The organism is Thermophilibacter provencensis (genome assembly GCF_030372065.1).
Classification (GTDB): domain Bacteria; phylum Actinomycetota; class Coriobacteriia; order Coriobacteriales; family Atopobiaceae; genus Thermophilibacter; species Thermophilibacter provencensis_A.
In genome coordinates this window covers 23,719-39,031 of sequence record NZ_JAUDEA010000013.1, presented here as the reverse complement: position 1 = coordinate 39,031, position 15,313 = coordinate 23,719, and the positions used below count along the sequence as shown (strand labels likewise).

The window sequence follows — 15,313 nt, the reverse complement described above, 5'->3', positions numbered from 1 at the left end:
GGTGCATTCGGGGGAATGCACCTGGCGAAAGTGGCGGATACACCTGGGGAATACACCCGGCGGATACACCTGGCATAAGCGGCGGATACACCCAGCGCGCGTAGGCGAGAAGGAGGTGCGCCCGTGGCCTACGCCTCGTACTTCTGCGCGGCCTCGAGGAAGATCTCGCCGTCCGTGCGGCAGGGGACAAACTCGTCGCCCTCGTGCTGGCGCGTCTCGTCTCCCTTGGCGAGCAGGCACACGATCGCGGGGCCCTCGCCCTCGTAGGCGAGCTCCACGCTGCGGCGCACGGCCTCCTCGCGGTCGCAGATGACCTCGTAGGGCGTGCCCTCGGGCGTGGCGGCCGCCATCTGGGCGCAGATCTCCTCCACCGGGTCGTGCGCGGGGTCCTCCTCGGTGTAGATGAGGTAGTCGGACCACTTGGCCGCCTCCTGGGGGAGCTCCGTGCGGCGCTCGTAGGCCTTGCCGCCCGGCGCGCCAAAGAGCGCGATGATGCGATACCCCGGGAACTCCTTCTTCACGGAGGGGAAGAAGCGCTGGTAGGAGAGCTTGTTGTGAGCGTAGTCAACAAGGGCCACCACGCGTGCGCCGAGGTCTCCCAGAAGCTCCATGCGGCCGGGGACCGTCGCGCGCGCGAGCGCGGGAACGATGCGCTCCCGGCCAATGCCGAGCAGCTCGCAGATCGCGATCGTGGCGAGCGCGTTGTCCACGTTAAAGAGGCCGGGCATCGCGAGCGTGACCTCGCCCTCCCAGCTCGGGGTGTGTGCGGTGAAGCTCACGCGGCCGAGCGCCGAGCGCACGTCGGTCGCCCAGACGTCGGCCCCCTCGCGGCCCTCCGCCGAGAAGCGCAGGACGCGCGCGCACTTCTCGGCGCGCCTGGAAACCACGTCGGCCTGGTCGCAGTCCATGTTGATGACGGCGCTTCTGGCCTGGTCAAAGATGAGGAGCTTGCTCTCGAAGTAGTCCTCAAAGTCAGGGTGCTCGACGGGCGAGATGTGGTCGCGCCCGATGTTGAGGAAGCAGGCCACCTCGAGGGTGAGCCCGAGCACGCGGTCGTACTTGAGGCCCTGGCTGGAGACCTCCATGTCCAGGAAGGGCAGGCCCGCCTCGCGCGTGTTGGCGATGTGGCGCCAGAGGTCGGGCGACTCGGGCGTGGTGTTGTGGCTCTCGAGGTTCTCCACGCCGTCGTAGGTGTCGATGGAGCCGATGACGCCGGTGCCGGAGCCGGGCTCGTCGCCGTCCAGCACGGCGCGCAGCATGTAGGAGACCGTGGACTTGCCCTTGGTCCCCGTGATGCCCACCACGCGCACGTCGTTGTCCGGGTGGCCAAAGGCCTCGGCGGAGACGAGCGCCATCGCGCGGCGCAGGTTGCTCGCCACGAGGGCGGGGACGCCGGGGGCCGCGGTGGTGAGCTCGCCCGCATGGGCCTCGTCGCACAGGAACGCCACCGCGCCCTTCTCGAGCGCGCTCGTGAGGTAGGCGGGCTTGAACGCCGCCCCCTTGCACACAAAGACGTGCCCCGCGCGGACAACGCGCGAATCGCAGTCGGCGCCGGTCACGGGCGTGGCGCCCGCTTCGGCCGTGAGGTTGTGGGTGCCTGCAAGCAGGCCCTGCTCCTCAAGGAGCGCGGCCAGCGAGGCGAGATTCGTCGTATTCATGGCCCTCAGTATAGGGCAGGCGCCCGACTTGCGTATGCTAGACTCTTCCTGTCCGGGCGATTGGCGCAGCGGCTAGCGCAGGTGCCTTACACGCACAAGGTCGGCGGTTCGAACCCGTCATCGCCCACCATGCACTTCTCGGCCCCTGCTGGCGCTGCCCGGCGGGGGCCTTCTCGTGCCGGCCCGTGCCCAGGCGAGAAGGACCTTGGGCTACACTGGCAGGGACGAAAGGAGCCCCATGGACGAGAAGACCCTGCCCGAGCGCTCGTTTTGCCGCACCGCGGACCAGATGCGGCCCGTCACCCTCACGCCGGGCGTCATGAAGAACGCCGACGGCTCGTGCCTCGCCGAGTTTGGCGACACGCGCGTGCTCTGCTCGGCGACCGTTGAGGAGGGCGTGCCCAACTGGCGCAAGAACGCGCATGCCGGCTGGGTGACGGCCGAGTACGCGATGCTGCCGGCCTCAACCAACCGTCGCACCCCGCGCGAGTATCGCGGCCGCAAGGGACGCTCCATGGAGATCGAGCGGCTCATCGGGCGGAGCCTGCGCGCCGTCACGCGCCTCGACCGCCTGGGCGAGATCACGATCACGCTCGACTGCGACGTCATCCAGGCGGACGGCGGCACGCGCACCGCGTCGATCACGGGCGCGTGGGTGGCGCTGCACGAGGCGCTCAAGGGGCTCGTGGAGCGGGGCAAGCTGCCCCGTCTGCCGCTCACGGGGCAGGTTGCCGCCATCTCGGCGGGATACGTTGGGGGCGTCGCCCTGCTCGACCTGGACTATCCCGAGGACAGCCACGCCGAGGTTGACCTCAACCTCGTGGGGACGGACGAGGGGCGCATCGTGGAGGTGCAGGGCACCGGCGAGCGCTCCACGCTCGACCGCGCCCAGCTCGACCGCCTGCTCGACCTTGGCCAGGCGGGAATCGAGCGGCTTGTGAGGCTCCAGTCGGAGGCAACTGGCTACCGCCTGTGATGCCCGGGAGGGGCTGCCCCCCTTTGGGCAACGAGAGGAGAGATGACATTGGCACGCATTGAGATCGGCGAGCTTGACCCCGCCGCAACGGTCGTTGTGGCCACGGGCAACGCGCACAAGGTCGTTGAGATCGAGACCATCCTCGCGCCCGTGATGCCGGGGGTGCGCTTTGTGGCCCTCGGCGAGCTGGGGGACTTCCCGGACCCGGTGGAGGACGGCGAGACCTTCTTTGACAACGCCCTCATCAAGGCGCGCGCCGCGCAGGCCGAGACGGGCCTGCCCATGGCGGTCGCCGATGACTCGGGCCTGTGCGTGGACGCCCTCGACGGCGCGCCGGGGATCTTCTCGGCACGCTGGGCCGGCGAGCACGGCAACGATGCCGCCAACAACGAGAAGCTCATGGAGCAGATGGCGGCCGTTCCCGACGAGGCCCGCACGGCGCGCTTTCACTCGAGCGTGGTGCTCGTGCGCGGCGAGGAGGTCCTGCGCGGCGACGGCGACTGCGAGGGCACGGTGGGCCGCGAGCCGCGCGGCAATCACGGCTTTGGCTACGACCCGCTCTTCCTGCCGGAGGAGACCCCGGGCAAGACGATGGCCGAGCTCACGCTTGACGAGAAGAACCTCATCTCGCACCGCTTCCACGCGCTGGAGGACCTGGCCTCCAAGCTGTAGGGCGCGCGCCGCGGGGGGCGCCGCAACGAGGTGACGATATAACCAGTTGGTTCTGATTTCTATGACCAGCGAGGTTCTTCTCGCCCGCCCCGCGTCGTTTTGGTGCCGTTTGCCCGAAGCCCGCCGGCGCGCCCGCGCAAATGCGTCATGATGAAAACGTTCGGGGCGCGCGCCCCGGGCCGCCGTGGACGGGCAGGGGCCTCGACACGGCGGGTCCTTCTCATAGCTTTTGGCGACCTCGCCCTGGTGGTCGCAGTCACGTTGGCGGCGGCCTTTTGCGCCGCACGGCGGGCGGAGGGGCTCGCCGATCTATGGAAGGGATATGTTATGAGAATCGTTCGCGCCAAGGATTACGAGGACATGAGCCGCAAGGCCGCTGCCATCATCGCGGCTCAGGTTACCCTTAAGCCCGACTGCGTGCTCGGTCTTGCCACCGGCTCCACGCCCATTGGCACCTACAAGAACCTCGTTGCCGCCTACGAGGCCGGCGACCTGGACTTCTCGCAGGTCAAGACCTATAACCTCGACGAGTATCGCGGCCTACCCGGCGATCACGACCAGAGCTACCGCTACTTCATGAACGTGAACCTCTTTGATCACGTGAACATCGACAAGGCCAACACGCACGTGCCCGACGGCCTCATGGAGGACTATGAGGCCGCCTGCGCCGAGTACGACGAGGCTGTTGCCGCCGCCGGCCACCAGGACCTCCAGCTCCTCGGCATTGGCAACAACGGCCACATTGGCTTCAACGAGCCCTGCGACTCCTTCATCAAGGGGACGCACTGCGTCGACCTCACCGAGTCCACCATCCAGGCCAACAGCCGCCTGTTTGACAGCATCGACGACGTGCCGCGCCAGGCCTACACCATGGGCATCGGCACCATCATGGGCGCCAAGTCCATCCTCGTTGTTGCCAACGGCGACGCCAAGGCCCAGGCCGTGCACGACATGTGCTACGGCCCCATTGTCCCGAGCTGCCCCGCCTCCATCCTTCAGCTGCACCCCAACGTGGTGGTCGTGGCCGACGAGGCGGCGCTCGCGCTCTGCCCGGCGGAGTAGCGCCGGCGTCACCTGGCGAGAGACGTGCGTATCGGGCGGGAGCCTTCGGGTTCCCGCCCGTTTTTTGCGCTCGGATGCTCCCGGAATTGCCGCGGGAGTGACCCCGCTCTAAAAATAACGGGCACAGGTGCCAGTTTTATTGGCAAGGCACCAACAAAAGTCCAGTTGAGTAAAAGCGAGAGGCCGAGCTGTGCCCATTATTTTTGAGGGTGTCCCAGTACCGTGAGCTCCTTGGGGTAGCGGTTGAGCACCTCGCAGCCGTCCTCGGTCACGATGACGAGGTCCTCGATGCGCACGCCCATGTCCCCGGGAAGGTAGATGCCCGGCTCGATGGAGAAGCACTGCCCGGGCCGCACCGGCTCGTCGTGCGCGGCGCTCACGTCACCGGGCTCGTGGTCCACAAGGCCAATCTGGTGCCCCAGGCGGTGCGTGAACGCCTCGCCCCAGCCGGCCTCCTCAATGACGGAGCGCGCCGCGCGGTCTATCTCGGCAAACGTCACGCCGGGGCGCACGATCTTCTCGGCGGCTTCGTTGGCGCGCAGCACGGCGTCGTAGACGGCGCGCTGGTGCTCCGTGGGCTCGGCGGTGAAGAACGTGCGCGTCATGTCCGAGCAGTACCAGTCGCGCTTGCAGCCCACGTCAAAGAGCACCATGTCGCCCGGCGCAAACGGCGTGTCGTCGGGCTCGTGGTGCGGGTCCGCGGCGTGGTCGCCAAAGCTCACGATGGGGGAGAACGAGTGGTCCTGCGCCCCGAGGCGGCGGTACTCCGCGAGCAGGCCGTCGGCGATCTGGCGCTCCGTCACGCCAGGGCGCACCTGCCGGGCGAGCCAGGCCATGGCCTCGTCGTTGGTGGCGGACGCCGCGCGCATGAGCTCGCGCTCGCGAGCGTCCTTGATCGAGCGCGCGTCGTCCACGGCGTCGGAGGCGAGGACAAACCCAGAGGCGGCGCCGGCCTCCATGAGCGGAACGAGCCAGCGCGCGGCGAGGTCCTTGTCCACGCCGAGCGGCTCGCGGGCGTTCGTCCGCTCGGCAACGAGCGCCACGGGGTCCTCGGTGTCCGAGAAGCTCGCCACGTGCGCCCCGCACCCGTCCGCGCTGGGGAAGAGCCGGTTGGCAAAGAGCGTGGGCGTCCCGTCCGCCGTGACGAGCAGGGCAAGAAAGCGCTCGTACGGCTCGGTGTGGTAGCCGCAGAGCCACCAGATGGAGAGCGGGTCGACGATGAGCGCCTGTGTGAGGCCCCTTCTCGCCAGATTGTTGCGCACGCTTGCGAGCCTCTTCTCGTCCACGCCTGTCCTTTCGCCGGGTCCTGCGGGCAGTGTAGCACCGCTCCGGGCGCCGGGGCGTGGTCTTATCGTGTCAAGAGGTTGAACCAGATTGCAGGCCGGGTCATTGCGTCATATGATGAAATTTCCGCAATTCTGGACTTTTCGCCCAGCGGGGCGTGTGGAGGGTCATATGGAGAACGAGATTCCGCCCGTCAACCGGGTCGACGAGATTCGTGACGAGCTTCACCAGCTCGAGGGAAAGCGCCTCAAGGTCAAGGCCAACATGGGTCGCTCCCGCATTGTGGAGCGCACCGGCACGCTCGTGAACGCGCACCCCTCGCTCTTTATCGTTGAGGTCGAGGAGCGCCGCGGCCGCACCGCGCGCCAGTCCTACCAGTACGTCGACGTTCTCACGGGCACCGTTGAGCTCTTTGACATCGAGACGGGCGAGCGCCTGTTCGACTTTGTCGAGCCCCTGAGCGAGTAGGCGCGCTTGAGCGGCGACGTGGTCGTCAGGACCCCCTGCAAGATCAACCTTCATCTGGGCGTTCATCGCGAGAAGGACGAGCGCGGCTATCACCGCGTCGACTCCGTGATGGCGCCCGTCGCGCTCTTTGACGTCGTGCGCGTTGAGGCCGCGCCCGCGCTGGGAGTGTCCTTCTCGCCCGAGCTTGGCGTGGCGCCCGAGAAGACCGGCGTCTGGAAGGCCGCTACGCTGCTTGCGGACGCGCTGGGTGTGGAGCCCGCGGTGAGGATAAGCGTTGAGGCGCGCATTCCCGAGCGCGCGGGCCTGGGTGGCTCCTCGGCGGACGCCGGCGCCACGCTGCGGGCGCTTGCCGGGCTCTGGGGCGCGGACGCGCTCGACCCGCGCGTGGTGGGCGTGGCCCGCCGCGTTGGGGCTGACGTGGCCTTCTTTCTCGACCCGCGGCCCTCGCTCTGCCTGGGGGCGGGTGACGTGCTCGAGCGCACGTTCCCGTGGCTTGAGATGCCGCTCGCGCTGGTGATGCCGCATGCGGAGGGCGGGTCGACCCCGGCCGCCTACGCGGAGTTTGACCGTGCGGGCGAGGAGCCGGTTGGCTACGAGGGGATGTGCGGGGCGCTCGCCGCGGGGGACGTTGCCGGCGTTGCCGCGCGTCTTCACAACAACCTCGCCGGCGCGGCGCGGGCGCTCTGCCCGGAGGTGGGTGCCGTCGAGACGTGGCTCCGCGGCCAGGCGGGAGTGCTTGCGGCGCAGGTGACGGGCTCGGGAACGTGCTCCTTTGCCATCTGCGAGAGTGGAGACGCCGCAGACGCCATCGCCGCAGAGGCTGCCGAGCGTGGCTGGCGAAGCTGGTCGACAAAAACCCTTGGTTCTGGGGCGGAAGTCTGCTAGAATACCCTTTCGCTACGGGTTGTGGCTCAGCTTGGTAGAGCGCTCGGTTCGGGACCGAGAGGTCGCTGGTTCGAATCCAGTCAACCCGACCACGAACTATTCGGCCGGAGGCGGTGCGCCCCCGGCCGTTTTGCTATCCCTCGTCTTGGGCCAGGGGTCCCTCTCGCCGGATTGTCGCCATGATGTGGCGCGGCACCGCATGAAACGCGCAGCTTCCGATGACGTTTCCGGCGGCGCGCTTTGCGGCCTCGCTGCCGCCGCGCGTGGCATAGGCGTGCTCAAAGCGCTCGAGCATCACGAGGTCGTTGCCGCCGTCGCCATAGACTGCCACCTCGTCTTCCGCGTAGCCGAGCCGTGCCGCGAGCCAGGCCACGGCCTCGCCCTTGTCCACGCCCGCGGCGGTGATCTCAAAGAGGCTCCCGTCAAAGGACGCGTTCACGAGCGTGTCTGCGTGCTCGGAAACAAACGCGTCGACCTCCGCCTCGAGCGCCGGGTCGGCAACGCGGCAGTTCACCTTGCAGACCTCGTGCGAGAGGATGTCGCTCGTGGTCTGGCCAAAGACAAAGCTCTCGCTGTGGAGGCCTCGCCTCATGCGGCGGGCGATGAGGGGGCCCAGAAGGCCGCTTGGCGCAAGATAGCCAGCGCTGTGCTGGTCTCTCGTTCCGCGCACAAAGGTCCCGTCCGGTGCGATGCAGGTAAAGCAGCAGGTGGGAAAGGTGTCGAGAAGCTCCTCGAGCGTGGCGGGGTCTATGGTCACGTGGCGTAGGAGGCGCGCGCCGGGGCCGTAGACAAAGGCGCCGTTGCCGCAGACGACCTCCATGGGAAGCTCGCCAAAGCCAAGCTCGGAGGCGGAGTGCGACCAGCGGCCCGTTGCCACGGCAACGTGGCGGCCCGCAGCGATGGCGCGCTCGATGCGCGTGAGAATGGCGCGGTCCGTCTCGTGGAGCGCGTTGTAGAGCGTGCCGTCAAGGTCGCACGCAAAGAGCTTGATCAAGGCTGTCCTCCCGTTTCTCTCATGCGGAAGTATAAGCCCGCCGGGGCGTCTCGGCTGCGGTGCGGCCCTGCCGCGCCCCGGTCCCGCTGTGCCCCGGCCCCGTCACCATTCTCCGCCCCTGCCGCCACGGGAAGTTTTGGGCAAAAAGTTTGATGCGCATGCTGCCGCAGGCGAGAAATGCATCAAACATGTTGCCCAATACCAGGGAAATGGTGCAAATCGGCCGCCTCGAGGTCCTTCTCGGGGAGGACATATAAAAGATGTTGCCCACAATCGGTCAAAACGTCACGAGAAGGACCTCCCCGCGAGCGCAAGATGCCGAGAAACCCAAAACTGGGGGTTTCCGTGCGGCCGGTCCCCCGCGTAGCCGCCTCGGGCGCTCGCCTCCGTCTACAATGGGGGCGTCGATAGGGAGGCAGCGTCATGAGTGGTTTGCCTAAGTTTGTCTTTGCGTCGGATTCGCTCAAGGGGACGCTCTCGTCTGCCGCCACCGCGCGCCTGCTCACGGCCGCGGCGCGCCGGCACTTTTCGGGCTGCGCGTGCCTCAGCGTTCCCATGGCGGACGGCGGCGACGGCACGGCGGCCGCGCTCGCACAGGCCTGCGGCGGAGAGCTGCGTCGCGTGCGCGCAGCGGACCCGCTCGGCCGCCCCGTTGACGCTGCATACGCCATGCTGCCCGACGGCCGCGCCGTCATAGAGATGGCCGCCGCCTCTGGCCTCCCGCTCCTTGCGCCCGGCGAGAAGAACCCGCTGCTCACGACCACCTACGGCACCGGTGAGCTCATCCGCGCCGCGCTGGGCGCCGGCGCGCGCGACGTGACGCTCGCCCTTGGCGGCAGCGCCACCAACGACGGGGGCATGGGCTGCATGCGGGCGCTCGGTGCGCGCTTCCTCACCGCCGACGGCAACGAGCTCGCGGGCTGCGGCGCTGACCTGGCCCGCGTTGCCTCGATTGACGTCTCCGGCCTCGACCCGCGCGTCCGCGAGGCAGGCTTCCGCCTCATGTGCGACGTGGACAACCCGCTCGTGGGCCCCGAGGGCGCGAGCGCGGTCTACGGCCCGCAGAAGGGTGCCACGCCCGAGAAGGTCGCCGAGCTCGATGCCGGCATGGCCAGCTACGCCCGCGTGCTCGCCGCCACGTTTGGTCGCAACTTCGCGGACGTTCCCGGCGCAGGCGCCGCGGGTGGGATGGGCGCCGCCGCGATGGCGTTTCTCGGCGCCCGGGCGCGGAGCGGAATCGCGTGCGTCCTGGAGCTCACGAACTTCTCGGCGCTGCTTGAGGGCGCGGACCTTTGCGTCACGGGGGAGGGCCACGCCGACGCGCAGACGTCGCGCGGCAAGGTCGTGGACGGTGTGGCGGCGGCCTGCGCGGCCGCGGGCGTTCCGTGCGTGGCAGTGGTGGGCGGTATGAGCGCGGACGCGGCGCGGCTCCCGGGGCTTGCGGCGGTGGTCCCCACGGCGATAGACGCCATGCCGCTCGAGGAGGCCCTGGCTCGCGCGGAAGAGCTCTACGCGCTCGCGGCCGAGAGACTCTTCTCGCTGCTTGCGCTGGGCGCGCGCCTCTAGCGCGCGGCGCCGCCGGGCCCTACTTCACCACGACGGCATCCGCGGGCAGCACGCCCTCGGCGTCCGTGGCGATAAAGGCGTTGTTGCCGGGCTTCTCCGGCTCGTCCGGCCACTCGGGCACGTAGCCCACGTGCGCGAACTCGCGGCCAAACGCCCCCTCCACCTCGCGCAGCGGCCCCGCGCCGCGTCCCGTGCACGCGCAGCGCACGTTGGCCAGGTAAACGCCGTTCTCGGCGAGCCGCGAGCGCACCACGCGCGCGCCCTCGGCCGAGGTGAGCGGCCCAAGCGGCCGCTTGCCGGAGAACGCGTCGTTGACGATGACGTCGTAGGGCTCCGCGGCGGCGCGCAGGAACGCCCAGGCGTCGTCGTTTACCAGGCGAAGCCGCCCGTCCTTCTCGGCGCCCGTCTTCTCAAGGCACTCGTCAAGGAAGAAGAACTCGCGCGCGATCGCGGTGATCGCGGGGTCAACCTCCACCGCGTCCGTCCGCGCGGCGGGCACGTACGCCGCCAGGTACTTGGGCAGCGAGTAGCCGCCCCCGCCCATGACCATCACGCGGACGGGCCGGCCGGCATCGCGCCGCGCCAGCCCCTCGATCACGCCCGCCATGGCGCGATGGTACTCGCAGGCCAGCTCAAAGTGCAGGTCGTCGGGCACGTAGCAGCCGCTCTGGAAGGTGCCGTTGACGTTGAGCAGGCGCACTGGCGTGCCGTCGAGGTTCTCGGACTCAAAGATGAGCGTGAGGCCAAACTTGGTCCGACGCAGCTCAACGCCGCGCCTGCGCAGCGCCCAGGGCATGAGGGCAAGAATGGCCGTGCACACCACGGTCAGGACGAGAAGGGCACAGATGAGCTCCGTCACGGGGCCTCCAGACGACGCGCGAGAATCCGCAATTCCCGCGTTTTAGAGATTGTGAGTAGCGCGTAACGTCGGCTATACTAACTGATGCTGTATTGGGCCTAGGGGCCCATCTTCGACATCGCATCGGAAGGACATCTCATCATGTTTCTTGGCATGGGCATTCCTGAGCTCGTCATTATCGTCGTCATCGTCCTGATCATCTTTGGGCCCAAGAACCTTCCGAAGATCGGTTCCGCCCTCGGCAAGACCGTCAAGAACGTCCGCGAGGGCATGGAGGACGGCAAGGAGGAGATCTCCGAGGGTCCCGTGGAGTCCCACGACGACGTTGAGGTCATCGAGGACGAGGATGACGCCGACGCCCCCGAGGCCGCTTCCACCGACGCGGTCTTCTGCTCCAAGTGCGGCGCCAAGAACGCGGCCGACGCCGAGTTCTGCTCCAAGTGCGGCAACAAGCTCAACTAGTGGCACGCGTCAGGTAGGGAGCAGCACATGGACACCACCAAGAAGATCGAGCTCACCGCCGAGGGCCGTCAGAAGCTCGTCGAGGAGCTCGAGTACCGCGAGGGCGAGAAGCACGACGAGATCGTCGAGCGCATCAAGGAGGCCCGCGGCTTTGGCGACCTCTCCGAGAACTCCGAGTACGACGCCGCCAAGGAGGAGGAGGCCCGCAACGCCGCGCGCGTGAACGAGATCCGCCAGATCCTCTCGCAGGCCGTCATCGTTGAGGCCGGCTCCGGCCACGCCCTCACCGTCTCCATCGGCACCACCGTGGAGCTTGAGGACGAGAAGGGCAAGAAGTCCACGTTCACCATCGTGGGCACCACCGAGACCAACTCCCTCGAGCACAAGATCTCCAACGAGTCCCCCGTGGGCAGCGCCCTCGTGGGTCACGAGAAGGGCGACGTGGTCGAGGTCGTCGCGCCGTCCGGCAAGACGAGGAAGTACACCATCACGGGGATTTCCCGCTAGGTCGGCACTTCCTCTCCGACAGGCAGCAAGCGTGACGCCCCGTGTCTGCAGCAGCAGGTGCGGGGCGCTTCTATCTGAAAGGGACACTATGGCAGAGAACACCGCCGCGAGCGCGGCCGCCGCAGCCACCGACGAGCGCACGATGCGTCGTGCCCGCCGCCAGGCGCTCATTGACGCGGGCGTGAACCCGTACCCCATTGCCTCCGAGGTCACGGCCCACGCCGGCGAGCTTGAGGAGAAGTACGCAGAGCTCCCCGAGGGGGCCGACACCGAGGACGTGGTGAGCGTTGCCGGCCGCATCCGCGCGCTGCGCAAGCAGGGCAAGGCCGCCTTCATCGTGCTCGAGGACGTGAGCGGCTCCATCCAGCTCTTCTGCCGCCACGACGTGCTGGGCGACGAGGGCTGGGCACTTCTCGCCAACCTCGACCTCGGCGACATCCTGGGCGCCACGGGCGCCGTGCTGCGCACCCGCCGCGGGCAGCTCTCCGTCTCCCCGACGCAGCTCACGGTGCTCTCCAAGTCCCTGCGCCCGCTGCCCGAGAAGTTCCACGGCCTCACCGACCGCGAGGTCCGCTACCGCCAGCGCTACGTTGACCTCATCATGAACCCCGAGGTCCGCGACGTCTTCCGCAAGCGCAGCCAGATCATCTCCCTCATCCGCCGCTACATGGAGGCCGAGGGCTACATGGAGGTCGAGACGCCGATGATGCACGCCATCCTCGGTGGCGCCAACGCGCGTCCCTTCGTCACGCACTTCAACGCGCTCGATCGTGACTTCTACCTGCGCATTGCCACCGAGCTCCCGCTCAAGCGTCTCATCGTGGGCGGCATGGAGCGCGTCTTTGAGATTGGCCGCCAGTTCCGCAACGAGGGCATGGACCTCACGCACAACCCCGAGTTCACCTCGATGGAGGCCTACTGCGCCTACTCTGACCTCGAGGGCATGAAGCGCCTCTCCGAGGGCCTCTTCAAGGCCATCGCGCGCGAGGTCTGCGGCTGCGAGGAGGGCAACGAGGTCATCACCTTCCAGGGCCAGCAGATCGACATGTCCGGCACCTGGGCGAGCCGCCCGCTCTCCGAGATTGCCTCCGAGTGCGTGGGCGAGGAGCTCACGATGGACACGCCCATCGAGCACCTGCGCGAGCTCTGCGAGAAGAACGGCATCGAGGTGCAGCCCAACTGGGGCGCCGGCAAGCTCCTCTTTGAGCTCTACGACGAGCTGGGCGAGAAGACCATCGTCAACCCCACCTTTGTGTGCGACTACCCGGAGGAGGTCTCCCCGCTCTCCAAGCGCAAGGCCGAGGACCCGCGCCTCACCGACCGCTTTGAGCTGGTCATTGCCGGCCACGAGTACGCCAACGCCTTCTCCGAGCTCAACGACCCCGTCGACCAGGCCGGCCGCTTTGCCGAGCAGGTTGCCGCCAAGGGCATGGGCGACGACGAGGCCATGGGCTACGACTACGACTACGTGCGCGCCCTCGAGTACGGCATGCCCCCGGCGGGCGGCATCGGCTACGGCATCGACCGCATGATCATGCTCTTCTGCGACCAGCCCGCCATCCGCGACGTCCTGCTCTTCCCGGCCATGAAGCCCGAGACCATCACGCGCGCGGACATCGAGGCCCAGGTTGCGGGTGTGGTGACGGATAACGCCGCCGCCTCCGTGGACGCCATCGCCGAGGACAGCGAGAAGGTCGCGGCGGCTGCGGCCGAGGCTCCCGCGGCGCTTGTCGCCGGGATCGACCGCGAGGCGGCGCTCGCCCTTCTCACCGAGCACAACCACGAGGAGTTCCACATCGAGCACGGTGAGACCGTCGGCGGCGTGATGCGCGTCTTTGCCGAGGAGACGGACCCCGAGAACGCCGACTTCTGGGAGGTCGTGGGCATCCTGCACGACCTCGACTGGGAGGAGCACGCCGACGACCCGGTAAACCACACGGTCTACGCTGCCGAGCTGCTGCGCGCGGCGGGCTGCTCCGAGGAGCTCGTGCGTGCCGTTCAGTCGCACAACTCCGACAACAACCCCGAGCTTCCGGCGCCCGAGCTCCCCATGGAGAAGGTCCTCTTTGCCGTGGACGAGCTCACGGGCCTCATCGGTGCGGCCGTGATCATGCGTCCGAGCAAGTCCGTCATGGACTTCGAGGTTAAGTCGCTCAAGAAGAAGTTCAAGGACAAGCGCTTTGCGGCCGGCTGCAACCGCGACGTCATCCGCAAGGGCGCCGAGCTCTGCGGCTGGGAGCTCGAGGAGCTCTTCTCACGCACCATCGACGCGATGAAGGCCATCGCGCCCGACCGCGATACCTTTGGCAAGTAGGCGGCCCCCGCGTCCTTCTCGCCTTTGACCGCTGCTCCGCGCAGGTGTATTCAGCAGGTGTATTCCCGGTTGGATGCACCTGCGCGGTTTTTCTCGTTACTCAATACACCTGCGGCGCTTTTGACGTGGGCCCTCCATACACCTGACGGATACACCAACCGGATGCACCTGGCGGATGTGCCGAACCGCCTCGCTCGGCATTGAGATTGCCCGCAATGCGCGCTTGCGGAGGTTTCGTGGTTCTTGTCGGCATCCTCGGGGAGCGCCGCCCCAAATGTCCCCTGCCCCAACCTCGGCGTTCGCAGGCCCATGGCAGCTAGGTGCAGACAGGTGGCAGCCTGCGGAAAGCTGGCTGTCAGAACGCTTTGATACGGTTTTCCCTCGTCGGTTGGGAGGGGATGCCATGAATGCCTTTCTTGCGGGAGCGGACTCCCTCAAGCTCACGCGCCTTGCGAGGCGCGACCCGGGCCTGCGGCTTGTTACCTGCGAGGACGGCCTCTGCCGCCCCGCCGCCGAGCCAATCGACCCGGCGGCGCTTCGCGAGGCGCTCCCCCAGGAGCTTTCTGGCTTCACCGTGGCGCGGCCCCTCTCGCTTGCGTCGTTCTCGCGAGACACGCGCTCGCAGTCCTCGCTGGTGGACCCGCGGGCGTTTCTCGCCCGCCTTCCCGAGGGCTCCTTCCTTGAGGTTGTAAGGGAGAGCGGAGTGCCCTTTGGTCCCGCGCGGGACCCGGTGCGCCTGCTTGTCGAGTCGCCGGGCATCAGCCTCGTGGGCTTTGCGCGCAAGCTCCAGCAGCTCGTGAAGAGCGAGGCGATCTCCGAGGACGCGGCGTTTGCCCGCCTGCTCTCCCTTGCCATGGAGGCGTGCGGCCTCTATGCCCGCGATCCGCGCGCCCCGCTGACGGGCGAGTGCTCCTATGACATCGAGAGCGTAACGAGCGCGGATGACCTGCGCGCCTATCTCAGCGAGCTGTCAAGGCTCCAGGGGCTGCGCCTTGCGAGGGAGGTGGCGCGCTATGCCAAGGACGGCTCCGGCTCTCCCGGGGAGACGGTCCTCTCCCTTGCCATGAGACTGCCGCCCCGGCGCGGCGGCATTCCGCTCCCGGACTTCGTTGAGAACGTGCCCATCGAGTGGCCGGAAGACGCGCGCGACATCGTTAAGCACCAGACGATGCGCCCGGACTTCCATTGGCCGAGGCACCACGTGGCGTCGGAGTACAACGGCGGCTTTCACGGCCAGTCCTCGGCGTACGTGGAGGACAGCTTCCGCGTGCAGGACTACGCCGCGTGCAACATCGCGATGGTCCCCGCAACGTACGACGACATCAGAAACGCGGCGTCCCTCGAGCGCTTTGTGCGGCTCGTTGCCAAGAAGCTCGCGCCGCACGAGGACGCCGGCTTTCCGAGGCGCGTTGCCGAAAGCATCGCCGATCCGCAGGCTCGCGAGAAGCGCGTCGTGCTTCTCGGCCAGCTGCTGCCGCCCGACCCCCGGTATTCGGAGTAGCGCCACAGGTGTATTCATCAGGTGTATCCCGCTCTGCGCCAAATTGTTGCCAGGTGTATTGACCACACGGCAAATGTGACTTGGGTGTATCGAGCGAGCAATACA

14 protein-coding genes and 2 tRNA genes are annotated in these 15,313 nt (G+C 67.9%); 12 read left to right on the top strand and 4 right to left on the bottom strand.

Going from position 1 to position 15,313, the window contains the following annotated elements; translation table 11 throughout:
* Positions 1-128: 128 nt before the first annotated feature.
* A complete protein-coding gene (locus QUW25_RS08130; protein WP_289511706.1) occupies positions 129-1,658 on the bottom strand; it encodes a Mur ligase family protein in 1,530 nt (509 codons plus the stop codon).
* Positions 1,659-1,712: 54 nt separating this feature from the next.
* Here QUW25_RS08130 and QUW25_RS08125 point away from each other — a divergent pair.
* From QUW25_RS08125 to nagB, 4 genes are all read left to right on the top strand, one after another.
* A tRNA-Val gene (locus tag QUW25_RS08125) sits at positions 1,713-1,788 on the top strand.
* Between the two features lie 108 nt (positions 1,789-1,896).
* The gene (gene rph, locus QUW25_RS08120) at positions 1,897-2,634 is read left to right on the top strand and encodes a ribonuclease PH (protein ID WP_289511705.1); all 738 of its coding nucleotides are present in this window, start codon (positions 1,897-1,899) and stop codon (positions 2,632-2,634) included.
* A gap of 42 nt (positions 2,635-2,676) precedes the next feature.
* Positions 2,677-3,306: an RdgB/HAM1 family non-canonical purine NTP pyrophosphatase gene (gene rdgB / locus QUW25_RS08115; protein ID WP_289511704.1), complete on the top strand. Its 630-nt coding sequence runs from the start codon at positions 2,677-2,679 to the stop codon at positions 3,304-3,306.
* Between the two features lie 327 nt (positions 3,307-3,633).
* Positions 3,634-4,368, top strand: a complete 735-nt coding sequence (nagB, locus tag QUW25_RS08110; protein WP_289511703.1) for a glucosamine-6-phosphate deaminase — start codon at positions 3,634-3,636, stop codon at positions 4,366-4,368.
* 197 nt (positions 4,369-4,565) lie between these two features.
* Here the strand turns inward: nagB and QUW25_RS08105 are convergent, their stop codons facing one another.
* Positions 4,566-5,654 carry a M24 family metallopeptidase gene (locus QUW25_RS08105; protein ID WP_289511702.1) on the bottom strand — a complete coding sequence of 363 codons (1,089 nt, stop codon included), beginning with the start codon at positions 5,652-5,654 and terminating at the stop codon, positions 4,566-4,568.
* A gap of 169 nt (positions 5,655-5,823) precedes the next feature.
* On the opposite strand from QUW25_RS08105, the gene QUW25_RS08100 reads away from it, so the two are divergent.
* The 3 genes from QUW25_RS08100 to QUW25_RS08090 all read left to right on the top strand — a co-directional run bounded on the left by QUW25_RS08100 (position 5,824) and on the right by QUW25_RS08090 (position 7,097).
* Positions 5,824-6,120 (top strand): Veg family protein, encoded by a 297-nt coding sequence (locus QUW25_RS08100; protein WP_289511701.1) that lies wholly within the window; start codon positions 5,824-5,826, stop codon positions 6,118-6,120.
* Positions 6,121-6,126: 6 nt separating this feature from the next.
* On the top strand, positions 6,127-7,005 hold the full coding sequence (locus tag QUW25_RS08095; RefSeq protein ID WP_289511700.1) for a 4-(cytidine 5'-diphospho)-2-C-methyl-D-erythritol kinase: 879 nt from the start codon (positions 6,127-6,129) through the stop codon (positions 7,003-7,005).
* 15 nt (positions 7,006-7,020) lie between these two features.
* Positions 7,021-7,097: transfer RNA gene (locus QUW25_RS08090), tRNA-Pro, on the top strand.
* A 41-nt stretch (positions 7,098-7,138) separates the two neighbouring features.
* Here QUW25_RS08090 and QUW25_RS08085 read toward each other — a convergent pair.
* Positions 7,139-7,999, bottom strand: a complete 861-nt coding sequence (locus QUW25_RS08085) for an HAD family hydrolase (protein WP_289511699.1) — start codon at positions 7,997-7,999, stop codon at positions 7,139-7,141.
* 423 nt (positions 8,000-8,422) lie between these two features.
* On the opposite strand from QUW25_RS08085, the gene QUW25_RS08080 reads away from it, so the two are divergent.
* Positions 8,423-9,565, top strand: coding sequence for a glycerate kinase (locus QUW25_RS08080; RefSeq protein WP_289511698.1), 1,143 nt, complete (start codon positions 8,423-8,425; stop codon positions 9,563-9,565).
* Positions 9,566-9,584: 19 nt separating this feature from the next.
* Here the strand turns inward: QUW25_RS08080 and QUW25_RS08075 are convergent, their stop codons facing one another.
* Positions 9,585-10,424 carry a spermidine synthase gene (locus QUW25_RS08075; RefSeq protein ID WP_289511697.1) on the bottom strand — a complete coding sequence of 280 codons (840 nt, stop codon included), beginning with the start codon at positions 10,422-10,424 and terminating at the stop codon, positions 9,585-9,587.
* Positions 10,425-10,565: 141 nt separating this feature from the next.
* On the opposite strand from QUW25_RS08075, the gene tatA reads away from it, so the two are divergent.
* From tatA to QUW25_RS08055, 4 genes are all read left to right on the top strand, one after another.
* Positions 10,566-10,886 (top strand): twin-arginine translocase TatA/TatE family subunit, encoded by a 321-nt coding sequence (tatA, locus tag QUW25_RS08070; protein WP_289511696.1) that lies wholly within the window; start codon positions 10,566-10,568, stop codon positions 10,884-10,886.
* 27 nt (positions 10,887-10,913) lie between these two features.
* Positions 10,914-11,393, top strand: a complete 480-nt coding sequence (gene greA, locus QUW25_RS08065; RefSeq protein ID WP_289511695.1) for a transcription elongation factor GreA — start codon at positions 10,914-10,916, stop codon at positions 11,391-11,393.
* Positions 11,394-11,481: 88 nt separating this feature from the next.
* Entirely contained in the window at positions 11,482-13,707 is a 2,226-nt protein-coding gene (gene lysS / locus QUW25_RS08060) for a lysine--tRNA ligase (protein ID WP_289511694.1), read from the top strand.
* Between the two features lie 403 nt (positions 13,708-14,110).
* Positions 14,111-15,208, top strand: a complete 1,098-nt coding sequence (locus QUW25_RS08055; protein ID WP_289511693.1) for a hypothetical protein — start codon at positions 14,111-14,113, stop codon at positions 15,206-15,208.
* The last annotated feature ends 105 nt before the right edge of the window (positions 15,209-15,313 follow it).